The organism is Simplicispira metamorpha, from assembly GCF_004341365.1.
GTDB lineage: Bacteria > Pseudomonadota > Gammaproteobacteria > Burkholderiales > Burkholderiaceae_C > Simplicispira > Simplicispira metamorpha.
Map to the genome: position 1 here is coordinate 64250 of NZ_SLXH01000008.1, position 21943 is coordinate 86192.

Here is a 21943-nt window from a genome sequence, read left to right on the forward strand (position 1 = left end):
AGGGCCCCGATGGTGAAATTGGTAGACACTGCGGACTTAAAATCCGCCGCTTTCCTGAAAAGGGGCGTGCCGGTTCGACCCCGGCTCGGGGCACCACAGACGCATTTCACACGGCAGCAAACTACATAAGGCGGCTTTCGCTCCCGGGGCTGCGATTCAATCATGTCAAATTACAACGCTCCTTTTGAGATTCATGTGCATGGTGAGGTGTTGCTGCGCCCCGATGCACGGTATGAGCAATTGCAAGAGGCGCTCAAGCCCCTGTGGACGTATGCAGGTGCGCGCTCGCTGGCCGATGGTGCTGCCAGTGCCTATGAAGAAGAGCCCGGCATCAAGTTCGACGCCAAAGAGCATGTGCTGAGAATGTGCTGGACGGTGCGCGGTGACGATGATTTCCGCCAGTCCTTGGATGAAATGTGCATGAGCCTCAATGAGCTGTCTGAACAAGGCGCAGCCATTGAAGTCACGTTCTACGATGCCCAGTTTGATGAAGACGAAGAAGACAGCGATGCCGAATCGCGCGATGACTTCGTCATGCTCTTTGTCGGGCCCACGCCGGCCGCCATCATGCAAGTGCAGCGCGATTTGCTGGTGCAAGACGTGGTGAACATGATGGAGCGCCACTTTGATGGCTCCGAGCTGGGTGGCGTTGTCTCCGAAATCGACAAGTTGTTTACCCAGCGTTTTGATGCCCTCGTCAACTCGCTGGAGATCGGCAAGCCGCCGCGTGGCCCTGGTGGCTCGGGTGGTGGCCACGGCGGTGGCGGTGGGCGCCGTCCGCGCCATCTGCACTGACCTTGGGCGGGCCGTACTCCAGGCCCGCAAGCACCATGCACAGTGATTTGCCCTATCTGCAAGCCTACCCCGGCACGGTGCAGGATCAGGTGCGCCGCCTGATGGGGCAGGGTAAGGCGGCGCTGGCCACGCTGTTGCAGCGCAAATACCCCCAGGCACACAGCGTGCGCACCGACAAAGCGCTGTACCAATACACCACCGCGTTGAAAACCAGCCACCTGCGCAACGCCGATGCGGTCAACAAGGTGGTGTTTGACAGCAAAATCCACGTCGTGCGCCATGCGCTGGGGCTGCATACCACGGTGTCGCGCGTACAGGGCAACCGTTTGGCGGCCAAGCACGAAATCCGCATTGCCGCGCTGTTCAAGCAGGCGCCCGAGGCATTTTTGCGCATGATCGTCGTCCATGAACTGGCCCATCTGCGCGAGCGTGAGCACAACAAAGCCTTCTACCAGCTTTGTGAGTACATGGAGCCCGCTTACCACCAGTACGAGTTTGACCTGCGCCTGTACCTGACCCATCTGGAACACTCGGGTGAGCGTTTGTGGGATGCTCAGGAGCTATGATTTTTGTAGCTGTTAGCGCCCATCGTACGGGCGTTTGAGGCCGATTTGACCTCAAATTGAGAGGTGCAGCACGGGTGTCATGTGGTGGGCAAATCTACCGTGCCACAGCACTGTGCAGGCAACTGCAGCCAGCGCGCAGCGGCCGTTTGCAGGGATACGAGCGGCCCCGTGGTCAGCAGTTGAATGCGCTCATCGTTGGGCATGGTCGGGGCTGGACTGGAGGCCGGGCTGAGGTTGCCACTGGCTTGCAGCAGGCGCCGCGTGTGCCGCGCCACAGGTTCGCCCGTAGCGATCAACTGCACCTGTGGGCCCAGCAGGTTGCGCAATGTGTCTTGTGCAAACACGTAGTGCGTGCAGCCCAGAACCAGCGTGTCTATCTCACCTGGTTCAGTGCCAAAACGGCCCATAGCGCCCGTATAGCGTGCGCACAGTGCTCTTATTTCTGTAGCGTTTGAGGGCGCCTCGGTTGGGAGGCTGGCCGTGCTGCATTCAATGGCGTGGGCCAGCCCGTCGCAGGGTTGCACGATGAATTCAGCCTGGTCTTGCAGCGACGCCAGCAGCCTGCCAAATTTGGCGCTGCCCAGCGTGCCCTGGGTACCTATCACGCCAATGCGACCGGTGCGGCTGTGCGCTATGGCTGGCTTCAGTGCGGGCTCGACGCCGATGGTCGGCATATCCGGGTAGCGCGATCGCAGTTCGTGGATGGCCGCCGCCGTGGCCGTGTTGCAAGCCACCACCAGGGCCTTGGTGTGGTGCTGCGTGTGCAGAAACTGTGCAATGGCATGCGTGCGTGCGGCCACAAAAACATCGCCGCGCTCGCCGTAGGGTGCGTAGGCCGTATCGGCCAGGTAGACAAAGCGCTCGTGCGGCAACTCGGCACGCAGCGCTTGCAACACGCTCAGCCCGCCCACGCCGCTGTCAAAAACACCAATCGGAGACGAGGCAGGCTGCATGGCAAAAGGCGACAAGAAAGTCAAAAAAGCATTTAAAAATCGGCATGGGCCCGAAAAAACCGCCCGAAGGCGGTTTCTGACAGGGCCTTGGCCAAGGCGCTGGCGTTAGGCCGCAGCCACTTCAATGCCCTTGAACTCACCCGTAGCGATGCGTTTTTGCCATTCTGCCGGGCCGGTGATGTGGGCACTGGTGCCGCCTGCATCCACGGCCACGGTGACGGGCATGTCCACCACGTCAAATTCGTAGATGGCTTCCATACCCAGGTCTTCAAAGCCCACCACCTTGGCGGTTTTGATGGCCTTGGACACCAGGTAGGCAGCGCCGCCCACCGCCATCAGGTAGGCCGATTGGTGCTTTTTGATGCTCTCGATGGCCACCGGGCCGCGCTCGGCTTTGCCAACCATGGCAATCAGGCCGGTTTGCGCCAGCATCATGTCGGTGAAGCCGTCCATGCGGGTGGCGGTGGTGGGGCCTGCGGGGCCGACAGCCTCGCCCTTGACCGGATCGACCGGGCCGACGTAGTAAATCACGCGGTTGGTGAAATCGACGGGCAGCTTCTCGCCCTTGGCCAGCATGTCCTGGATGCGCTTGTGCGCGGCATCGCGCCCCGTGAGCATCTTGCCGTTGAGCAGCAGGGTGTCGCCGGGCTTCCAGCTGGCCACTTCTTCCTTGGTGAGTGTGTCGAGGTTGACCTTTTTGCTCTTGTTGTAGTCGGGTTCCCAGTCAATCTTGGGCCACAGGTCGAGGCTGGGGGGCGTGAGGTAGACGGGGCCGGAGCCGTCCATGACAAAGTGCGCGTGGCGCGTGGCAGCGCAGTTGGGGATCATGGCCACGGGCTTGCTGGCAGCGTGCGTGGGGTACATCTTGATCTTGATGTCCAGCACCGTGGTCAGGCCGCCCAGGCCCTGGGCGCCAATGCCGAGGGCGTTGACTTTGTCAAACAGCTCCAGGCGCAGTTTTTCCACGTCATCGAGCGCGGCGCCGCTGGCGGCCTTGGCTTGCAGCTCGTACATGTCCAGGTCGTCCATCAGGCTTTCCTTGGCCATGAGCACGGCTTTTTCTGCGGTGCCGCCAATGCCGATGCCCAGCATGCCGGGTGGGCACCAGCCTGCGCCCATGGTGGGCACGGTTTTCAGCACCCAGTCCACCAGGTTGTCGCTGGGGTTCATCATGACCATCTTGGACTTGTTTTCCGAGCCGCCGCCCTTGGCTGCCACGGTGATGTCCACTTTATTGCCGGGCACGATCTCGGTAAAGATCACGGCGGGCGTGTTGTCTTTGGTGTTCTTGCGGGCAAACAGCGGATCGGCCACCACGCTGGCGCGCAGGGTGTTGTCGGGGTGGTTGTAGCCACGGCGCACGCCTTCGTTGATGGCGTCGTCCAGGCTGCCGGTAAAGCCTTCCCAGCGCACGTCCATGCCCACTTTCAGGAACACGTTGACGATGCCGGTGTCCTGGCAAATGGGGCGCTGGCCGGTGGCGCTCATTTTGCTGTTGGTCAGGATTTGCGCCATGGCATCTTTGGCCGCGGGGCTTTGTTCGCGCTCGTAGGCGCGGGCCAGGTGCGCGATGTAATCGGTGGGGTGGTAGTAGCTGATGTATTGCAGCGCGGCGGCAACGGAGTCGATCAGGTCTTGCTGGCGGATGGTCGTCGTGGTCATGGCGGGGGTGGGTCTTCCAGTGTTCTCGAAGGCTGCGATTATCTCCCGCACGGCTTGCGCCTTGCTGTCAGGGGGAGACTGCCGGGGGTATGCTGTGGCCACCTTCGCGGCCAGCGTGTTGCGGGCCGAAGGCAGGAGATGTGCCAATGACCGCCTTTTCTTCTTCCCGCGCCAGCACCGCTGCCATGCGTACCGAGCGCGATTCCATGGGCACCATTGCGGTGCCCGCCGACCGGCTCTGGGGGGCGCAAACCCAGCGTGCGCTGGGGCATTTTGCGATCTCGGGCGAGCGCATGGCGCCCGAGCTGTTGCGCGCGCTGGCGCAGGTCAAGCGCGCCTGCGCCTACGTCAACCACGCCCAGGGCACGCTGGAGACGGGCAAGGCCACCGTCATCATCGGGGCTGCCGATGAAATCATCAACGGCCAGCACCTGGAGGAGTTTCCGCTGGTCATCTGGCAGACCGGCTCGGGCACGCAAACCCACATGAACATGAACGAGGTGTTGGCCAACCGCGCCAGCGAACTGCTGGACGGGCCGCGTGGCCAGCAGCGCCTGGTGCATGCCAACGACGATGTGAACCAGAGCCAGTCGAGCAACGATGTGTTCCCGACGGCCATGCACATCGCGGCAGTCGATGCGCTGACGCGGCAGTTGTTGCCCGCCTTGCATGCGCTGCGGGCCACGCTGGCGGGCAAGGCCCAGGCGTTTGATGGCATCGTCAAAATGGGGCGCACCCATTTGCAGGACGCCACGCCGCTGACGCTGGGACAAGAGGTTTCCGGCTGGGTGGCGCAGCTGCGCCATGGCGAGCAGCATGTGCGCGCCGCCTTGCCGCATCTGTGTGAGCTGGCGCTGGGCGGCACCGCCGTGGGCACGGGCTTGAACGCACCAGCGGGCTTTGCCCAGGCCGTGGCGCAAGAGCTGGCCGACCTGACCGGGCTGCCCCTGGTCACGGCGCCCAGCAAGTTCGAGGCCCTGGCCAGTTGCGATGCGCTGGTGCATGCCCACGGCGCCCTCAAGGGTCTGGCTGCCAGCCTGATGAAGATTGCCAACGACGTGCGCTGGCTGGCCAGCGGGCCGCGCAGCGGTCTGGGCGAAATCACCATTCCGGAGAACGAACCCGGCTCGTCCATCATGCCCGGCAAGGTCAACCCCACGCAGTGCGAGGCGCTGACCATGCTGTGCTGCCAGGTGATGGGCAACGACGTAGCCATCAACATCGGCGGTGCATCGGGCAACTTTGAGCTGAACGTGTACCGGCCCATGGTGATTCACAATTTTCTGCAAAGCGTGCGCCTGCTGGCCGATGGCATGCGCAGCTTCAACGACCACTGCGCCGTGGGCATAGAGCCCCAGCGCGAACGCATCGCTGAGCTGGTAGCGCGCTCGCTGATGCTGGTGACGGCGCTGAACCCGCACATTGGCTACGACAAGGCCGCGCAGATTGCCAAAAAGGCCCACGCCGAAGGCACCAGCCTGCGCGAAGCGGCCATTGCCTCGGGCCATGTCAGCGCCGAGCAGTTTGATGCCTGGGTGGATGCCGCGCGCATGACGGGCGCATAGGCGCCAGAGCCGCCCCGGTGCGCGCTGGCTGCCTCAGGCGGCCTCAAGCCGTGGCCAGAAAATCCCGCAGCGCCATCAGCGTCTCGTCGGGCGCTTCGCTCATCTGGTTGTGGCCCGAGGGCAGGCTCACCACCTGCACCCGCTGGCCTGTGCTGCGCGCCGTGGCGATCAGGCCCTGCGCGGCCTTGGGCGGCGTCATCTGGTCTGCCGCACCCAGCGCAAACAGCACCGGGCAGGTGGTGCGCGCCATGGCCTGCTCGCCGTTGGCGTAGCTGTCGCAGGCCACAAAGCCCCGGTGGAACACGTTGACCTGCGGGTTGCTGCGCAGCACGCGCCGGCCCAGCGCCAGCCCGGCGCCATACACCCAAAAGCCTGCGCCCGAGGGCGGCGCCAGCGTGTTGCGCGAGAACACGTTGACCATGCGCAGCGCCTTCTCGGGCGTGTTCAGCGCGGCCTCGATGAGTGCGGGCGACACCTTCATCGGGTAGGCCGTGCCCACCAGCGCCAGGTGGCTGATCCGCTCTTGCAGACGGGCGGCGGCCTCCAGCGCAATCAGCGAGCCCCAGCTGTGGCCCACCAGTGCGGCGCGCTGCACGCCCGCTGCGTCCAGCAAGGCGGCGATGAAGTCGGCGGCGGCCTCGACGCTGGCCGGTGCCTCGCCGCCGCTGCGGCAGTGGCCGGGCAGGTCGATGGCCAGCACGTTCCAGCCGTGGTGGGCCAGGTAGCGGCTTTGCAGAGCCCAGACGCTGTGGTCGTTGAGCACACCGTGGATCAGCACCACCGTGGGGCGCGCGGCATCGAAAGGCTTGCCGCCGGTGTAGGCGTAGATGTTGGCGTCGTTGACTTTAAAAAACATAGCTGTATCCGCAAGGTGGGTAAGCGCTAGAGGCTGTTTTGATACAAATTTTTGGCACGGGCTCAGGCCGCTTTTTCTGCCGCTTTCAGCGCGCGTTTGAGGTCGTCGATCAGGTCGTCGGCATCTTCCAGGCCAATCGACAGGCGGATCGTGCCTTGCGAGATGCCAGCGCCTGCCAGCGCCTCGTCGCTCATGCGAAAGTGCGTGGTGCTGGCCGGGTGGATGACCAGGCTGCGGCAGTCGCCCACGTTGGCCAGGTGGCTGAAGACTTTCAGCGTTTCGATGAACTTCTTGCCCTGCTCACGGTGGCCCTTCAGGTCAAAGCTGAACACCGAGCCTGCGCCGCGCGGGAGCAGTTTTTGCGCCAGCTGGTGGCTGGGGTGCGATTCGAGCATGGGGTGGCCCACGCGCGAGACAAACGGCTGGCTGGCCAGAAACTCCACCACTTTCTGCGTATTGCGCATGTGGCGTTCCATGCGCAGCGGCAGGGTTTCGATGCCTTGCAGGATCAGCCAGGCCGTGTGCGGGCTCATGCAGGCGCCAAAGTCGCGCAGGCCCTCGCGCCGGGCGCGCAGCAAGAAGGCGCCCACCGTGCTTTCTTCGGCAAACACCATGTGGTGAAAGCCGTCGTAGGGCGCGGTCAGTTCGGCAAATTTGCCTGCGGCCTGCGGGCCTGCCCAGTCAAAACTGCCGCCATCGACCACGATGCCGCCAATCACCGTGCCGTGGCCCGACAAAAACTTGGTGGCCGAGTGGTAGACCAGATCGGCACCGAGTTCGAGCGGCTTCATCAGCCAGGGCGAGGTCAGTGTGGAGTCCACCAGCAGCGGCACCCCGGCCTCGTGGGCGATGGCCGATACGGTGGGAATGTCCAGCACATCCAGGCCGGGGTTGCCCACCGTCTCGCCAAAGAACAGTTTGGTATTGGGCCGCACGGCAGCGCGCCAGCCGTCGATGTCGCCGGGTTGGACGAAAGTGGTGTCAATGCCGAAGCGGCGCAGCGTGTAGTGCAGCAGGTTTTGCGATCCGCCATACAGCGCCGTGCTGGCCACGATGTGGCTGCCCGCGCCCATCAGCGTGCAGATGGCCAGGTGCAGCGCCGCCTGGCCGCTGGCCACGGCAATGGCGCCCACGCCGCCTTCCAGGGCCGAGACGCGCTGCTCCAGCACCGCGTTGGTGGGGTTGCTGATGCGGCTGTAGACGTGGCCGGGTCGCTCCAGGTTGAACAGCGAGGCAGCGTGGTCGCTCGATTCAAAGACGAACGAGGTGGTCAGGTGGATGGGCACGGCGCGTGCGCCGGTGGTGGGGTCGGGGGTGGCGCCTGCGTGCAGGGCCAGCGTGTCAAAGCCGGGGTCGGCGTAGCCGGGCATGGGTGTCTCCAAGGTGTAAGAACGTGTTCTCAATGCGAACGAAAATGCGCTGGCATTGTGGGCTATATTTCAACGCCATTGACACCACATACCCCCTCGGCCACTGCCGCAGCCACCACGGAGCACCACATGAAAGTCAGCGATATCCTGCGCGTCAAGGGCAGCACCCTCTACACCGCCCACCCGGATGAGCCATTGGCACAAGCCGTCAACGTGATGGCTGAAAAGGATATTGGTTCGCTGGTCATCATGGAGCATGGTGATCTGGTGGGCATGCTCACCTTCCGCGAGGTCATCCAGGCGGTGGTCAAAAACGGCGGCAGCGTGGGCACCATGCTGGTGCGCACCGCCATGGACGACCACCCGCTCACCTGCACCACCGAGACCGACATGGACGAGGTGCGCCGCATGATGCTCGACCGCCACGCCCGCTACATGCCCGTGATGGACAAGCGCATGCTCATGGGCGTGATCAGCTTCTATGACGTGGCCAAGGCCGTGGTGGACAGCCAGAATTTTGAGAACCAGATGCTCAAGGCCTACATCCGCGACTGGCCCGCCGAGGACGAAACGCCCGCCGCCTGATGCCAGGGCCTGCACCGCCAGGCCCTGAAATAATAGGCAAATTGGCCTCCAAGGCTTACAGGGTCTGCGCGAGCAGCTATAAAAATGATAGTTTTTTGGAATGATGACGCGCCATGAGCGGCAACACCTTCGGCACCCTTTTTACCGTCACCAACTTTGGTGAATCCCACGGCCCGGCCATTGGCTGCGTGATCGATGGCTGCCCGCCCGGCATGGCCTTGAGCGAGGCCGACATCCAGCACGACCTTGACCGGCGCCGCCCCGGCACCAGCCGCCACGTCACGCAGCGCAACGAACCCGATGCGGTCGAGATTCTGTCGGGCGTGTACCAGGGCAAAACCACCGGCACGCCCATTGCCCTGCTGATCCGCAACCAGGACCAGCGCAGCAAAGACTATGGCGACATCGCCGAGCGCTTTCGCCCCGGCCACGCCGACTACACCTACTTTCACAAATACGGCATCCGCGACCCGCGCGGCGGCGGGCGCTCTTCGGCGCGCCTGACAGCGCCCACGGTGGCCGCTGGCGCCGTGGCCAAAAAGTGGCTGGCTGCGCAATTTGGCATCCAACTGCGCGCCTGCATGACGCAGCTGGGCGAGCTGCCCATCCCGTTTGAAGATTGGGCGCATGTGCCCAACAACCCGTTTTTTGCCCCCGTGGCCGACGTGCAGCGCTACGAGGACTACATGGACGCGCTGCGCAAGGCCCACGACTCCTGCGGCGCGCGCATCCGCGTGCAGGCTACGGGCGTGCCAGTGGGCTGGGGCGAGCCCTTGTTCGACAAGCTCGACGCCGACATCGCCTACGCCATGATGGGCCTCAACGCCGTCAAGGGCGTGGAGATCGGCGCTGGCTTTGACAGCGTGGCCCAGCGCGGCACGGTGCATGGCGACTCGCTCACGCCGGGCGGTTTTCGCACCAACCACGCGGGCGGTGTGCTGGGCGGCATCAGCACCGGCCAGGACATTGAAGTGTCCATTGCCATCAAGCCGACCAGCTCCATCCTGAGCCCGCGCGAGTCCATCGACATCCACGGCCAGAGCGCCGAGGTCGTCACCAAAGGCCGCCACGACCCCTGCGTGGGCATCCGCGCCGCGCCCATCGCCGAGGCGCTGCTGGCGCTGGTGCTGATAGACCACGCGCTGCGCCACCGCGCCCAGTGCGGCGATGTGGTGCCGCCTGTGGCGCCCATTCCTGCGGCGCTGTGATGCCTGCGGTGGGGGCCATGCTGCGCCGCACGGCGCTGGTAGGCGCGCTGGCGCTGGCGGGCTGTGGCGGTGTGGGTGCGCCGCAGCACATCGACATCGCCCTGATCGGCTTCAACGACCTGCATGGCAACCTGGAGCCACCGCGCCAGTCCATCACCGTGCCCGGTGCGCTGCCGACCGAGCGCGTGGCCCTGCCCGCAGGCGGCATCGCCCATCTGGCGGGCGCCATTGCCACCTTGAAAGCGCGCACACCGCACCACGCGGTGGTGTCGGCGGGTGATCTGGTGGGGGCCTCGCCCATGGTGTCATCGCTGTTTCTGGACGAGCCGACCATCGAGGCCATGAACCAGATCCAGATCGACTTCAACGCCGTCGGCAACCACGAATTCGACCGCGGCTGGCGCGAGCTGCTGCGCCTGCAACACGGCGGCTGCGAAAAGTTCACGGTGCGCGAGCCCTGCCAGATCAGCCAGCCCTTTGCCGGGGCGCAGTTTGGCTTTCTGGCCGCCAACGTGCTGCGCGAGGACGGCCAGACCCTGCTGCCCGCCACCGGCCTCAAGCGCTTTACCGAAGGCGGCGCCCAAGTCACCGTGGGCTTCATCGGTATGACCCTGCGCAGTACGCCCAGCATGGTCACGCCCGCAGGCGTGGCCGGTCTGCGCTTTGCCGACGAGGCCGACACCGCCAACGCCCAGGCCGCGCAGTTGCGCGCGCAGGGTGCCGACATCATCGTCCTGGCCCTGCACGAGGGCGGCGCCACCACGGCGGGCGCTACCGGCATCACCGAGCCCAGCTGCGCGGGCCTGAGCGGCGACATCGTGCCCATTCTGGAGCGCCTGGATACCGCCATCGACGTGGTGATTTCCGGCCACACGCACCAGGCTTATGTGTGCGACTACGCCAGCGTCAATCCGCAGCGTCCGTTTTTGCTGACCAGCGCGGGCCAGTACGGCACGCTGGTCACCGACATTGCCTTGCGTTTTGACACCCGCACCCGCCGCCTGGACGGCAAAAGCGCGCGCAACGTGGTGGTGCAGAACGCGGGCTACCAGACCAGCGCAGGCTGGGTGTCGCCCAGCGCCCTGTACCCGTCTTTTGCGCCCGATGCCCAGGTGCAAAGCCTGATAGCGCGCTACCAGGACGCAGTGGCGCCGCTGGCCAACAAGCCCGTGGGCCAAATGGCTAACGCAGCCACGCGCCAGACGGCCCCTTCCGGCGAGAGCGCCCTGGGCAACCTGATTGCCGATGCCCAGCTGTGGGCCACCAGCGCTGCGCAGGCGGGTGGGGCGCAGCTGTCGTTCATGCACGCAGGCGGTATCCGCGCCGATTTGATGCCCGATGACCAGGGCCTGGTGCGCTACGGCCAGCTGTTTGCCGTGCAGCCGTTTGGCAACACGCTGGTGGTCAAGACCTACACCGGGGCGCAAATCAGGGCGCTGCTGGAGCAGCAGTTTGACCGCGCCACCAGCCCCTCGGAGCGCACGCGCGTGCTCTCGGTATCGCGCGGCTTCAGCTACCGCTACGACCTGTCGCAGCCGCCCGGCGCGCGCGTACAAGCTATCACGCTGCATGGCCAGCCGCTGCAAGACGGGCAGGACTACCGCGTCAGCATCAGCAGTTTTCTGGCCACCGGCGGCAGTGATTACAGCGTGCTGGCCCAGGGCCGCGATGTGCAAGGCGGCATGCTGGATGTGGATGCGCTGGAGGGCTACTTCCGCAGCCAAAGCCCGGTGCCCGCACCGGCCACCGACCGCATCACGCGCCTGCCAGCGTCCACCACTCTGGCCACGCCAGAGGCTGCTGGTCGTTGAATGTGCTATTAAAGTGATAGCTTCTAGCGCCCGCCATTCGGGGGCTGGAGGCCAAAAACACTGAAAAATGCAAAGGGCTGTACGGTGTTACTGCCGCACTTCGTCCACCAGCGTCTTGAAGTCGTTGATGTCTTCAAAGCTGCGGTACACGCTGGCATAGCGGATGTAGGCCACCTTGTCGAGCTTTTGCAGGGCGCGCATCACCAGCTCGCCGATGCGGCTGGAGGGCACCTCGCGCAGGCCCAGATTGAGCAGGGTTTCTTCGATGCCCTCGATGGCGGCGTCGATCTGCGCGGTGCTCACGGGGCGCTTGCGCAGCGCAATGCTGAATGAGCCCAGCAGCTTGGTGCGGGTGTATTCGGTGCGGCGGCCATCTTTTTTGACCACCACCGGAAAATTTACCTCGGGGCGCTCGTAGGTGGTAAAGCGCTTCTCGCAGGCGCTGCAGCGGCGCCGGCGGCGAATGAAGTCCCCTTCCTCAGACACCCGGGTTTCAACGACTTGCGTCTCTTGGTGGCTGCAAAAGGGGCACTTCATGGCATCAAACCGGCTTAACCGTAGACCGGAAAGCGCGCCGTCAGCGCGTTGACCTTGGCGCGCACGGCAGCGATGTGGGCTTCATCGCGCGGGTTGTCCAGCACATCGGCCACCAGGTGGGCGGTGATGCGTGCTTCTTCGTCCTTGAAGCCGCGCGTGGTCATGGCGGGGGTGCCAATGCGCACGCCGCTGGTCACCATCGGCTTTTCAGGGTCGTTGGGGATGGCGTTCTTGTTGATGGTCATGTGGGCGGCGCCCAGCACGGCCTCGGCTTCCTTGCCGGTGATGCCCTTGGCGCGCAGGTCCACCAACATGACGTGGCTTTCGGTGCGGCCGCTGACGATGCGCAGGCCGCGCTCGGTCAGGGTTTCGGCCATGATTTGCGCGTTTTTCAGCACCTGCTGCTGGTACAGCTTGAACTCGGGCTGCAGCGCTTCCTTGAAGGCCACGGCCTTGGCAGCAATCACGTGCATCAGCGGGCCGCCTTGCAGGCCGGGGAAGATGGCGCTGTTGATGGCCTTCTCGTGCTCGGCCTTCATCAGGATGATGCCGCCGCGTGGGCCGCGCAGGCTCTTGTGCGTGGTCGAAGTCACCACATCGGCGTAGGGCACGGGGTTAGGGTACACGCCCGCAGCGATCAGGCCGGCGTAGTGGGCCATGTCCACCATGAAGATGGCGCCGATTTCCTTGGCGATCTTTGCAAAGCGCTCAAAATCGATGTGCAGGCTGTAGGCCGAGGCACCCGCGACGATAAGCTTGGGGCGGTGCTCACGGGCCTTGGCTTCCATGGCGTCGTAGTCGATGGCTTCGTTGGCATCCAGGCCGTAAGAGACCACGTTGAACCACTTGCCCGACATGTTCAGCGGCATGCCGTGCGTCAGGTGACCGCCTTCGGCCAGGCTCATGCCCATGATGGTGTCGCCAGGCTTCAAGAAGGCCAGGAACACGGCCTCGTTGGCCGATGCACCGCAGTGCGGCTGCACGTTGGCCGCGTCGGCGCCAAAGATTTGCTTGACGCGGTCAATGGCCAGCTGCTCGGCCACATCGACGTATTCGCAGCCGCCGTAGTAGCGGCGGCCTGGGTAGCCTTCGGCGTACTTGTTGGTCAGCTGGGTGCCCTGGGCCCACATGACGGCGGGCGAGGCGTAGTTTTCGCTGGCGATCAGCTCGATGTGGTGCTCTTGGCGCGCGTTCTCGGATTGGATGGCGGCGAAGAGTTCGGGGTCGGTTTGCTCGACAAGAATATTGCGTTGGTACATGGTGTGGCAGTCCTGTGAACTAGAGTCCCTTGAAGCAAGGGCTGCCCAGGCGAACGGCTCGATCGCTGCAAGCCCAGGGGCTTGTAGCGGTACGCTTCCTAGTGGTTTGGTGGCAGCCCTTCAGGGCCACCGGGGGATCCACGTCAGCGCCAGCTACCCTGGAAGGGTGCAGCGCCTATCGCCAGTCGCGTACCGGGCAAGTGTAGCGTGTTGATGGGCGGGCGCGGGCACAGTCTGGTGGGGCTGCTCACAGGGCCGACAGCATCGCCACTTTTTCGATGGCTGCGGGGCCATCGGTGGCCTGTGCGGCAGCGGGCTGCACGGTGGCGGGTGCCTGCACCTGTACCGGGCCCGCTGGGTCGGTGGTTTCGCGTGCGGCCAGCAGGGGGTAGGGCGATGCGGGCAGGGCCTTGGTGCCAGCGACCTGGCGCAAGCGCGAGTGCTCTGCCAGCACCTTGGCTGCGTAGCCACCGTCATCGGGCAGGTTGGCTGCGCCCACGTAGTAGCGCAAGCCGCCTTCAACCGAACCGGCGCGGGCGATGCACTCTTGCAGCACCTTCACGCCCACGCGCAGGTTGGTCACCGGATCGAACGCGGCCAGCTTACCGCCCACGTTCTCGTATTTGTCGGTGTGGACGCGGGTCATGACCTGCATCAGGCCCTGTGCGCCTACAGCGCTTTGGGCAAAGGGGTTGAAGCGCGATTCAATGGCCATGACGGCCAGGATCAGGGTCGGATCGAGCTTGACGCGGGCGCCGGTTTCATAAGCCTCAGCCACCAGCAGGCTCACGGGTTCGGGTGCGACGCTGTATTTCTTGCTCAGCCAGTAGGCCACCTTGGCCTGCTCCTTGGGCAGGTCTTTGGGGTTGGCGGCCATGGCACGGTCGCTGGGTTCGGGCTCAGGCTCTGGCTCGCCCATCAGTGCAACCTGGCGCGCTTGCAACCAGCCTATGAGTTGCTCTTCGCCCGCCTGCCTCAGGTCAGGGCGTGCCACCAGGGTGATGGCCACAAAAGCCACAGCCAGGCCCAAAAGGGCGAAGCTGTTGTGGGTAATTTCAAGAAATCCTTCGGTTACGTCGGCAGCAAAAGTGCGTAAGCCGGAAACCATTTTTCCTGACGCTGTCATAGCTTTCCTTTCTGTGGCAGAGGCCTGAACATCGGTCGCCTTTGTGGGGCTTCGCAGCGTCAGGAGGTCTCGCCTGGATTGGTACGCCATCAAATTCGTGCCTGGCGCGCAGCGCCTGCAAACATCGAATTGACTTAGCCGGATTCGGCAGCGGGTTGAGGGTTTGTACTAGCCTGTTTTGAGGCTGGCGGATTCTAGAAGCTCATTTAATAGCAAGTCAACACTAACGATGCAATTTTTTAGACAATAAAATTATCAAGATACTGTATAAAAATACAGTTTTTGTGTTTTTTTCGCGATCAAAAAGGCGCTCAAAGTTTTTTCATCAAAAAGTCGAAATGTGGGCCGGTAAAGCGTTTTGCGCTGCGCACAGGGGGCTTGCCGCCTGTTTCGACTGCTTGCAGGCCAGCCCCGGGTTTTTGTTCCAATGTGGGCTTGCTGTGTATCGATGTATCCCGAAAAACCCCTTTATGAATCTCTCGTCTTTCCGTCAAAACCGCTGGCTGCGGCGCCTTGTCTGGCTGCTTGTGGGTGTGCTCGTGCTGTGGGCCCTGGGCTGGCTGGTGGCCGCGCCGTTGGTGCGCAGCGTGGGCGAAAAATGGGCCACGCAAAAGCTGGGCCGCCAAGTCTCTATCGGCAAGGTGGACTTTCGTCCCTGGAGCCTGGAGCTGACCATCCATGACCTGGCGATGGCCTCTGCCAGCGGCGATGTGCCCCAAGTCCAGATCCAGCGTATCTATATGAATGCAGCGTTGCAATCTTTATGGCGCCTGGCCCCTGTGGTGGATGCGCTGCAAGTCGATGCGCCCGTGGTGCGGCTGAAGCGCCTGGCCTCGGGCAGTTATGACATTGACGATGTGCTGGCCCGGTTGGCCACCACCGAACCTGCGCCACAGGGCGGGCCCGCCGGTTTTGCCCTGTACAACATCGCGGTGCAGGGCGGTGCGATGGACTTTCAGGACGATGCCGTGGGCCGCAGCCACACGCTGCGCGCGCTGTCTTTGAAGCTGCCTTTTGTCAGCAGCCTGCCATCGCAGCGCGACATCAAGGTGCTGCCGCACCTGGCGTTCCAGCTCAATGGCGATGTGTTCGAGTCGCAGGCCGAGGCCACGCCTTTTGCCGCCACACCGCAGGCCAACGCCAGCATCCACCTGGCCGACTTTGATCTTTCGCCCTACCTGGGCTATTTGCCCGAGAGTTTGCCGGTGCGGCTGCAATCGGCGGTGCTGGACGCCGATGTGCAGGTGTCGTTTGTGCAGGCGCCGGTGGCGGCGCTCAAGTTGCAAGGCCGCGTACAGGCCAAGGAGGTCAAAGTGCTGGACACCGCGCAGCGCGCGCTGCTGTCCTGGGATACGTTGCAGGTGGATGTGGCTGATTTGCAGCCCCTGGAGCGCCGCATGCGCCTGAGCGCAGTGCAATTGCAATCGCCCCGCCTGAACGCGCACCGCACCCGCGATGGGCGGCTGAATCTGGCGTTGTCCGGCCCTCCCGATTTGAAGAAAAAAACGGCTCCAGAGCCCGCTGGACGTGCGCCTGAAGCTATCAAAAAAGAAGCTCCTGCGGATTGGCAGGTGGCCGTGGAGCGCGTGGCCGTGCGCGGCGCCCAGGTCGATTGGCTGGACGAGAGCCTGCCCGCACCGGCACGCGTGGCGCTGCGCGAGCTGGCGCTGGACGCTTCGGCCATTGCGCTGCCGCTGACCCAGCCGCTGCGCTTTGCGGGCCGCACCCAGGTGTCGGGCGCTGGCGTGGAGGCGGCACCCGCGCCCGCCCGGCTGGTGTTTGAGGGCCATGCCACGCCGCAGCGGGCCCAGGTGGCGCTGGAACTGCATGACGTGCCCCTGGCGCTGGCTGCCCCCTATGGTGTGCAGTGGGTGGCGCCCCGGCTGGCGGGCACGCTCAACGCCGATCTGGGCCTGGCCTGGAACGCGCCCGCTCTGGTCGCGCAGGTGGCACGCCTCACGCTCGATGGCATCGAGCTGGCTTGTGCGCCCGCCACCGATTGCACCCCCACCGAGGCCGCCAGCCTGCCCCTGCGCGGCAAGAGCAGCCTGGCCGAACTGAAAAAATTGCAGATCGACAACGCGCAAATCCACCTGACCCAGCGCAGCGCCACGGTGGGCCGCATCGCCCTGACCCAGCCGCGCGTGCTGGTTGAGCGCACCGCCGATGGCCACTGGATGTACGAGCGGTGGCTGGCCCCTGTGCCGCCCGGCACCGCCCAGGCGGTGGGCGAGCCCCAGCAGCCGGGTACGACCAGCACCGCCAGCACATCCCGGCCCGCAGCGCACACACCTGTTGCTGTGCCCACACCGGCACCGCCTTGGTCGGTGCAACTGGCCGAGGTGGCTGTCGATGCTGGCACCGTGGCTTTCCGCGACGGTGCGCAGGCGCAGCCAGTGGCGTTCTTGCTGTCATCGCTGCAACTGCGGCTGCAAGACTTTGCCCCTTTGGCTGCGTCCGCCAAGCCTTCTGCCCTGAGTGTGTCGGCGCGCATTGGCGCCGGGCGCACTGATCCTGGGCGGCTGGAATACGACGGCACGCTGGGTCTGGCACCGTTGGCAGCGCAAGGCAGGGTGCTGGCCAGCCAGGTGCCACTGCACGCTTTCGAGCCCTACGTGGCCGATGCGCTGAATGTGGACATCCGCCGTGCCGATGGCAGCTTCAAAGGCGAGGTGCGTTATGCCGCCGCCAGCGCAGGCCCCGAGCTGAAAGTGCAGGGCGATGCCGCACTGGACGATGTGCGCGTGCGCATGCTCCGCGCTCCGTCCGATGCGCCCAGCATTGCGCTGGGTGGGGGGCGCGGCGCGGGTGCCCAGAACGATTTGTTGAACTGGAAGTCGCTGTCGCTGCGCGGTTTGCAGGTGGCGCTGGTGCCGGGCAAACCGCCCACGGTGGACGTACAAGAAACCACCTTGAGCGACTTTTTTGCCCGCATCATCATTCAGGAGAGCGGTCGCCTCAACCTGCAAGACCTGGTGAAGGGCGCTGCGCCCACAGCCGCCGGTGCTGCCAGCGCTGTGGCCGCAGGCAAGCCGGCGCCGCAGCCCACCGCCATAGCCACCGAAACTGCGGGTGCAGTGGCTGGCGTCGCCCCTGTGGCCCAGGCTGCGCCGGTGCCAGACCCGCTGGCGCCCGTCATTCGCGTTGGCCCGGTCAGCCTGACGGGGGGCAAGGTGTATTTCACCGACCACTTCATCCGCCCCAACTATTCGGCCAACTTGAGCGAGCTGGCAGGGCGGCTCAGTGCGTTTTCCTCGCTGCCACCGGCTGGCGGGGGCGCCCCCGACATGGCCGATCTGGAGCTGCGCGGGCGCGCCGAGGGCACGGCCTCGCTGGAAATCACCGGCAAGCTCAACCCCTTGGTGCAGCCGCTGGCGCTGGACATTCGGGGCCGTATGCGCGATCTGGAGCTGCCGCCGCTGTCGCCCTACACCATCAAATATGCTGGCCACGGCGTAGAGCGCGGCAAACTCAGCATGGACGTGTCGTACCGCGTGCAGCCCGATGGGCAGCTCACGGCCAGCAACAAACTGGTGCTGAACCAGCTCACCTTTGGCGAGCCTGTGCCGGGCGCGCCCGCCAGCCTGCCGGTGCGCCTGGCCGTGGCCTTGCTGGCCGACCGCAACGGTGTGATCGATGTGGACTTGCCCATCAGCGGCTCTCTGAACGATCCGGAGTTCCGTCTCGGTACGGTGATCTTCAAGGTCATTGGCAACTTGATCCTCAAAGCCGTGACTGCGCCGTTTTCTTTGCTGGCGTCGGCTTTGGGTGGCAGCGATGCACTGGACTCGGTGGCTTTTGCGCCGGGCAGTGCGCAGCTCGATGAGGGCGCGCGCCAGGGGCTGGAGAAAATTGCCCAGGCCATGCTTGAGCGGCCTGCGCTGAAGATGACCGTGGTGGGCCAGGCCAGCGCCGATACCGAGAGCGATGCCTGGCGCCGCGAGCGCCTGCAAGCGGCGCTGCTGGCACAAAAACGCCGCCTGGCTTTGCGCGCTGGCCAATCGGCAGAAGGCATCGTGGCCATAGAGCCGCAAGAGTATGTGCCACTGCTCAAAGAGGTGTACCGCCGCGCCGATGTCACCAAACGGCGCAACCTGGTGGGCATGGCCAAAGACGTGCCCCAGGCCGAGATGGAAGCGCTGTTGCTGGCCCACACTGCCGTGCCAGAAAATGCCATGCAAGACCTGGCTCTGGCACGCGCCGTGGCCGTGCGCGACCACCTGGCTGCGCGTGGCTTGCCGCTGGAGCGCCTGTTTCTGGGCGCGGCCAAGAGCGTGGGCGCAGAGCCCGACTGGAAGCCCCACGCACAGCTGGTGCTGGCCACGCGTTGAATCGGGCTGTAGGCCCATGGCCAAATCCCGGTGAAAATAGCGGTTTCGCCTGCACGCGCCAGCGCGGCGGCCCGCAGTGTGACTGCTTCTTTGTCCCCGGAATGACTCCCGGGGGCGCGTTTTCTACAGAATCCATGTTTCCTTTTTCTTCCCGCAACAAAATGTCCGACGCACCTGAAACCCATCCGGCCCCGGCCAAAACCCCCGAAGCGCACCCCCTGGACGCGCTGACCGGTGGCGCTTTCTCGGCTGCCACGGCAGGCGAGCGCGCATCGCGCATCCGCGAGTGGTTGACCACCCAACCTGCGCCCGAACAGTTGCAGGAAGTCTTCAAAGAACTCAGTGGCCGCGACAAGGGCGCAGCCCGTGCCGTGCGCGAGCGCATGGATGAACTGCGCCGCGCCAAAAACCAGGAAGCCATCGCCGCCGAGTGGGCCGACAAAGCCACGGCGCTGCTGTCGGCGGCCAAACTCAACATCGCTGACGCCCTGGCCTGGCAGCGCGACGCCGCCAAGGCGGGCGCGCCACTGTCGCGCGAGCCGCTGTCGCTGCTCAAGGTGCAATTGGCCGAGCGCGTCAAGGTGATTGAAGACCTGCAGCACCGCGTGCAGGTGCAGCGCGAGGCCGCCGTACTGCTGGCGCAGCGCATCGAGGTGCTGTCCACCAAGTCCTGGCGCGATGCCCAGGCCGCCCTGGAAATCCTGCGCGCCGATGTGCAGCATTGGCAAGACCAGGCCCAGGCGCTGGCGGGCGATGACAGCTGGGCCAGCGTCGAGGCGCGCTTTCCCCCGCTGCTGGACTCCTCGCGCACGCAACTGCTGGTGGTGTGGGATGCTTTCCAGCCCGCAGTGGCCCAGGCCGTGGCTGCCGCAGAAGATGCCAGCGCCGCGCTGCCGCCCGTGCCCGTGTGGGCCGATGAACTGCGCATTGCCCGGGGCGTGCCCGCCGAGGCCGTGGTGGCCGAGCGCACCGCCCGCGCGCCCAAAGCCAAAGTCGCGCCAGAAGTCATTGCCAAGGCCGAACACACCGTGCGCGAAGCACTGGCCAAGCTGGAGCAGGAAACCGCCCAAGGCCATGGCAAAGCCAGCGCCGGTGCCGCCGCCGCGCTGCGCGCTGTGCTCAAAGACCATGGCAAGCACCTGGATGCGGCCCTGGAACAACAAGTTCACACCGCACTGGTCGCTGCCGGTGAGCTCGAAGGCTGGCAGCGCTGGAGCGCCGACCAGGTGCGCGAAGACCTGCTGGCCAAAGCCGAAGCGCTGTTGCAGCGCCCCGAAGGCCAGGCCCTGGGTGGCCGCAAAATGCAGGAAACCCTGCGCCAGTTGCGTGAACAGTGGAAGCAGGCCGACCAAGGCGGCGCCCCCAACCATGGCCTGTGGAAAAAGTTTGACGAAGCCTGCAACGCCGCCCACAAGGTGGTTGAGGCCTGGATCGACAAAGTGCGCACCGAAGCGGCCGAGCACAAGGCGCAGCGTCTGGCGCTGATTGAAGAAGTCAAGGCCTGGGCGCAGACCCCAGCCGCCTCCGCTGACTGGAAGGCCGTGAACCGCGCCCTGCACCAGTTTGGCGACCGCTGGCGCGCCGGTGGCCACGTCGGTGAAAAAATCTTCGCTGAACTGCAGCCGCTGTGGAAGCAGGCCATTGCCGCTGCCGCTGCCCCTTTTGAGAGCGCGCAAAAAGACAGCCTGGCCCGCCGCCACGCCATGATCGACGAGGCCAACGTGCTGGGCGCCGCGCCCACCTTGCGCATTGACGCCATCAAGTCGCTGCAACAGCGCTGGCAGGCTGAGGCGCAAAGCGTGCCGCTGGAGCGCAAGCACGAGCAAAAGCTGTGGGACGCTTTCCGCAAGCCCATTGACGAAGCCTTCAACCGCAAGAGCGCCGAGCGCGAAAAGGGCGCTGCTGCCCTCAGCGAACGCGACCGTGCGGTACTCGATGCCGCCAAGGCACTGGACGCGGCCAACGCCACCGGCGATGCGCAGCAAATTCGCGCGGCGATGGCCGCTCTGGAGGCGGCACTGCGCGGCCAGGCACAGGAGCGCGCCGAGGCAGAGGCTGCGGCAAAAAATCAGTCAAATCAGGCTGTAGCGCCCGTAGACAGTGCGCAAGCAGCTACAGAAGCAGGAGCGGATTCTGCGGCCCCGGCAACTGAATCTGGCCAGGATGCACCAGCGCAAGACCAGCCGGCTGCGGCACCCAAGCCCACAGCCCGCCCGGTGGTGGCGGTGCGCGGTGATGATCGTCCCGGCATGAAAAAAGAAGCCCCTGCTGCCCCGGGCCGCCCTGGCAAGCCCGGCGACCGGCGCGATGCCCGCTCGGGCCGCGATGCAGGTCGCCCCGATGCGCGTGGCTCCCGTGACGATGCACGCAGCGGTGGACGTTTTGGCGATCGCCCTGCCTACGAAGACCGTGGCCCGCGTTTGGGCGATGCGGCTTTCCGTGCCCAGCGCGAGGCCATGGAGCATGCCCAGCAGGCCCTGAAAAAGCTGGCTGCACAAGCCCACGGCGAGGCCCTGACCCATTTGCTCACTGCCTGGGAAAAGCGCGATGCGGCCCTGCTGCCATCGGCCCAAGAACTGGGTGGCCGCGTGACGCCTGCGGTGCGCACCGCCTGGACGCAAGCGCTGGGCAAAGCGCCTTCGGGGGATATTGCACAGGCATTGTTGCGTTTGGAAATCGCCGCCGAAGTGCCCACGCCTGCGGATGAATTGTCTGCACGCCGGATGCTGCAACTGCAACTGCTCACGCGCCGCAACGATCCTGCGCCTGCGCAAACCTGGGGGCAAGATACGGCCACCGTGCTGGCAGGTGCCAGCGATGCGGCCAGCGCCCGGCGTCTGCAAAATGCGCTGAAAGCGTTGTTGCGCAAGCAGTAAGCAAGACAAGACCGGGGGTATTCCCCCGGCGGGGCACTTTGGTGGTGTATGCCGCCAAAGTGCGATGGGCCACCGCTGGATTGGTACAGGGTGGCTTGTTGCGCTTGTTTTGGCAGAGCAAAACAAAAAGGCCGTTGCATGTGCAACGGCCTTTTAAATTTTGGTGCCCAGAAGAGGACTCGAACCTCCACGATGTTACTCGCTAGTACCTGAAACTAGTGCGTCTACCAATTCCGCCATCTGGGCATCTCAGGAAAGATTTGAATTATACAGCAATAAAAGCACTCTTTTGGAAGAGTTTATTGAATTGAAAACAAAAAAGCCGCTGTGGTGCAGCGGCTTCTCGTTAAACTTGGTGCCCAGGAGAGGACTCGAACCTCCACGATGTTACTCGCTAGTACCTGAAACTAGTGCGTCTACCAATTCCGCCACCTGGGCATTTC

General features: G+C 64.7%; 15 protein-coding genes, 3 tRNA genes and 1 riboswitch. Of the genes, 9 read left to right on the top strand and 9 right to left on the bottom strand.

Going from position 1 to position 21943, the window contains the following annotated elements; all coding sequences use genetic code 11:
- Positions 1-3: 3 nt before the first annotated feature.
- The 3 genes from EV674_RS06025 to EV674_RS06035 all read left to right on the top strand — a co-directional run bounded on the left by EV674_RS06025 (position 4) and on the right by EV674_RS06035 (position 1361).
- Positions 4-96, top strand: a tRNA-Leu gene (locus EV674_RS06025).
- Positions 97-162: 66 nt separating this feature from the next.
- A complete protein-coding gene (locus EV674_RS06030) occupies positions 163-795 on the top strand; it encodes a DUF6806 family protein (RefSeq protein ID WP_119012492.1) in 633 nt (210 codons plus the stop codon).
- Between the two features lie 35 nt (positions 796-830).
- Positions 831-1361: a M48 metallopeptidase family protein gene (locus EV674_RS06035; protein WP_119012491.1), complete on the top strand. Its 531-nt coding sequence runs from the start codon at positions 831-833 to the stop codon at positions 1359-1361.
- Between the two features lie 77 nt (positions 1362-1438).
- On the opposite strand, the gene murI is transcribed toward EV674_RS06035, so the two are convergent.
- Positions 1439-2314, bottom strand: a complete 876-nt coding sequence (gene murI / locus EV674_RS06040; RefSeq protein WP_119012538.1) for a glutamate racemase — start codon at positions 2312-2314, stop codon at positions 1439-1441.
- Between the two features lie 105 nt (positions 2315-2419).
- On the bottom strand, positions 2420-3976 hold the full coding sequence (locus tag EV674_RS06045) for a fumarate hydratase (protein ID WP_119012490.1): 1557 nt from the start codon (positions 3974-3976) through the stop codon (positions 2420-2422).
- A 146-nt stretch (positions 3977-4122) separates the two neighbouring features.
- Here EV674_RS06045 and fumC point away from each other — a divergent pair, with 146 nt between their 5' ends.
- The gene (gene fumC, locus EV674_RS06050) at positions 4123-5541 is read left to right on the top strand and encodes a class II fumarate hydratase (protein WP_119012489.1); all 1419 of its coding nucleotides are present in this window, start codon (positions 4123-4125) and stop codon (positions 5539-5541) included.
- A 43-nt stretch (positions 5542-5584) separates the two neighbouring features.
- Here fumC and EV674_RS06055 read toward each other — a convergent pair whose 3' ends face one another.
- Positions 5585-6397, bottom strand: coding sequence for an alpha/beta fold hydrolase (locus tag EV674_RS06055; RefSeq protein ID WP_119012488.1), 813 nt, complete (start codon positions 6395-6397; stop codon positions 5585-5587).
- Between the two features lie 62 nt (positions 6398-6459).
- On the bottom strand, positions 6460-7767 hold the full coding sequence (locus tag EV674_RS06060; RefSeq protein WP_119012537.1) for an O-acetylhomoserine aminocarboxypropyltransferase: 1308 nt from the start codon (positions 7765-7767) through the stop codon (positions 6460-6462).
- A 129-nt stretch (positions 7768-7896) separates the two neighbouring features.
- Here EV674_RS06060 and EV674_RS06065 point away from each other — a divergent pair, with 129 nt between their 5' ends.
- The 3 genes from EV674_RS06065 to EV674_RS06075 all read left to right on the top strand — a co-directional run bounded on the left by EV674_RS06065 (position 7897) and on the right by EV674_RS06075 (position 11371).
- Positions 7897-8352 (top strand): CBS domain-containing protein, encoded by a 456-nt coding sequence (locus tag EV674_RS06065; RefSeq protein ID WP_119012536.1) that lies wholly within the window; start codon positions 7897-7899, stop codon positions 8350-8352.
- Between the two features lie 113 nt (positions 8353-8465).
- Positions 8466-9560 (top strand): chorismate synthase, encoded by a 1095-nt coding sequence (gene aroC / locus EV674_RS06070; protein WP_119012487.1) that lies wholly within the window; start codon positions 8466-8468, stop codon positions 9558-9560.
- Positions 9560-11371 carry a bifunctional metallophosphatase/5'-nucleotidase gene (locus EV674_RS06075; protein WP_193552671.1) on the top strand — a complete coding sequence of 604 codons (1812 nt, stop codon included), beginning with the start codon at positions 9560-9562 and terminating at the stop codon, positions 11369-11371. The genes aroC and EV674_RS06075 overlap by 1 nt, the downstream gene beginning before the upstream one ends.
- An 87-nt stretch (positions 11372-11458) precedes the next feature.
- On the opposite strand, the gene nrdR is transcribed toward EV674_RS06075, so the two are convergent.
- From nrdR to EV674_RS06090, 3 genes are all read right to left on the bottom strand, one after another.
- Positions 11459-11908 carry a transcriptional regulator NrdR gene (gene nrdR / locus EV674_RS06080; protein WP_119012486.1) on the bottom strand — a complete coding sequence of 150 codons (450 nt, stop codon included), beginning with the start codon at positions 11906-11908 and terminating at the stop codon, positions 11459-11461.
- A 14-nt stretch (positions 11909-11922) separates the two neighbouring features.
- Positions 11923-13167 carry a serine hydroxymethyltransferase gene (gene glyA / locus EV674_RS06085; RefSeq protein WP_119012485.1) on the bottom strand — a complete coding sequence of 415 codons (1245 nt, stop codon included), beginning with the start codon at positions 13165-13167 and terminating at the stop codon, positions 11923-11925.
- 36 nt (positions 13168-13203) lie between these two features.
- Positions 13204-13366: riboswitch (ZMP/ZTP riboswitch) on the bottom strand.
- Positions 13367-13414: 48 nt separating this feature from the next.
- Positions 13415-14293: a lytic transglycosylase domain-containing protein gene (locus EV674_RS06090; protein WP_119012484.1), complete on the bottom strand. Its 879-nt coding sequence runs from the start codon at positions 14291-14293 to the stop codon at positions 13415-13417.
- Between the two features lie 470 nt (positions 14294-14763).
- On the opposite strand from EV674_RS06090, the gene EV674_RS06095 reads away from it, so the two are divergent.
- Together EV674_RS06095 and EV674_RS06100 are read left to right on the top strand one after the other, a co-directional pair.
- Positions 14764-18624 carry a DUF748 domain-containing protein gene (locus EV674_RS06095; RefSeq protein WP_119012483.1) on the top strand — a complete coding sequence of 1287 codons (3861 nt, stop codon included), beginning with the start codon at positions 14764-14766 and terminating at the stop codon, positions 18622-18624.
- A 134-nt stretch (positions 18625-18758) separates the two neighbouring features.
- On the top strand, positions 18759-21500 hold the full coding sequence (locus EV674_RS06100; RefSeq protein ID WP_119012482.1) for a DUF349 domain-containing protein: 2742 nt from the start codon (positions 18759-18761) through the stop codon (positions 21498-21500).
- Positions 21501-21661: 161 nt separating this feature from the next.
- Here EV674_RS06100 and EV674_RS06105 read toward each other — a convergent pair.
- Both EV674_RS06105 and EV674_RS06110 read right to left on the bottom strand, forming a co-directional pair.
- Positions 21662-21746 (bottom strand) — tRNA-Leu (locus tag EV674_RS06105).
- A gap of 107 nt (positions 21747-21853) precedes the next feature.
- Positions 21854-21938: transfer RNA gene (locus EV674_RS06110), tRNA-Leu, on the bottom strand.
- Between the last annotated feature and the right edge of the window lie 5 nt (positions 21939-21943).

Excerpts from the sequence above, each read along its gene's own strand:
- murI (WP_119012538.1), bottom strand. The coding sequence starts at position 2,314 with ATGCAGCCTGCCTCGTCTCCGATTGGTGTTTTTGACAGCGGCGTGGGC.
- EV674_RS06065 (WP_119012536.1), top strand. The coding sequence starts at position 7,897 with ATGAAAGTCAGCGATATCCTGCGCGTCAAGGGCAGCACCCTCTACACC.
- EV674_RS06035 (WP_119012491.1), top strand. The coding sequence starts at position 831 with ATGCACAGTGATTTGCCCTATCTGCAAGCCTACCCCGGCACGGTGCAG.
- EV674_RS06060 (WP_119012537.1), bottom strand. The coding sequence starts at position 7,767 with ATGCCCGGCTACGCCGACCCCGGCTTTGACACGCTGGCCCTGCACGCA.
- EV674_RS06045 (WP_119012490.1), bottom strand. The coding sequence starts at position 3,976 with ATGACCACGACGACCATCCGCCAGCAAGACCTGATCGACTCCGTTGCC.
- fumC (WP_119012489.1), top strand. The coding sequence starts at position 4,123 with ATGACCGCCTTTTCTTCTTCCCGCGCCAGCACCGCTGCCATGCGTACC.
- EV674_RS06090 (WP_119012484.1), bottom strand. The coding sequence starts at position 14,293 with ATGACAGCGTCAGGAAAAATGGTTTCCGGCTTACGCACTTTTGCTGCC.
- glyA (WP_119012485.1), bottom strand. The coding sequence starts at position 13,167 with ATGTACCAACGCAATATTCTTGTCGAGCAAACCGACCCCGAACTCTTC.
- EV674_RS06075 (WP_193552671.1), top strand. The coding sequence starts at position 9,560 with ATGCCTGCGGTGGGGGCCATGCTGCGCCGCACGGCGCTGGTAGGCGCG.
- aroC (WP_119012487.1), top strand. The coding sequence starts at position 8,466 with ATGAGCGGCAACACCTTCGGCACCCTTTTTACCGTCACCAACTTTGGT.
- EV674_RS06030 (WP_119012492.1), top strand. The coding sequence starts at position 163 with ATGTCAAATTACAACGCTCCTTTTGAGATTCATGTGCATGGTGAGGTG.
- EV674_RS06095 (WP_119012483.1), top strand. The coding sequence starts at position 14,764 with ATGAATCTCTCGTCTTTCCGTCAAAACCGCTGGCTGCGGCGCCTTGTC.
- EV674_RS06100 (WP_119012482.1), top strand. The coding sequence starts at position 18,759 with ATGTTTCCTTTTTCTTCCCGCAACAAAATGTCCGACGCACCTGAAACC.
- nrdR (WP_119012486.1), bottom strand. The coding sequence starts at position 11,908 with ATGAAGTGCCCCTTTTGCAGCCACCAAGAGACGCAAGTCGTTGAAACC.
- EV674_RS06055 (WP_119012488.1), bottom strand. The coding sequence starts at position 6,397 with ATGTTTTTTAAAGTCAACGACGCCAACATCTACGCCTACACCGGCGGC.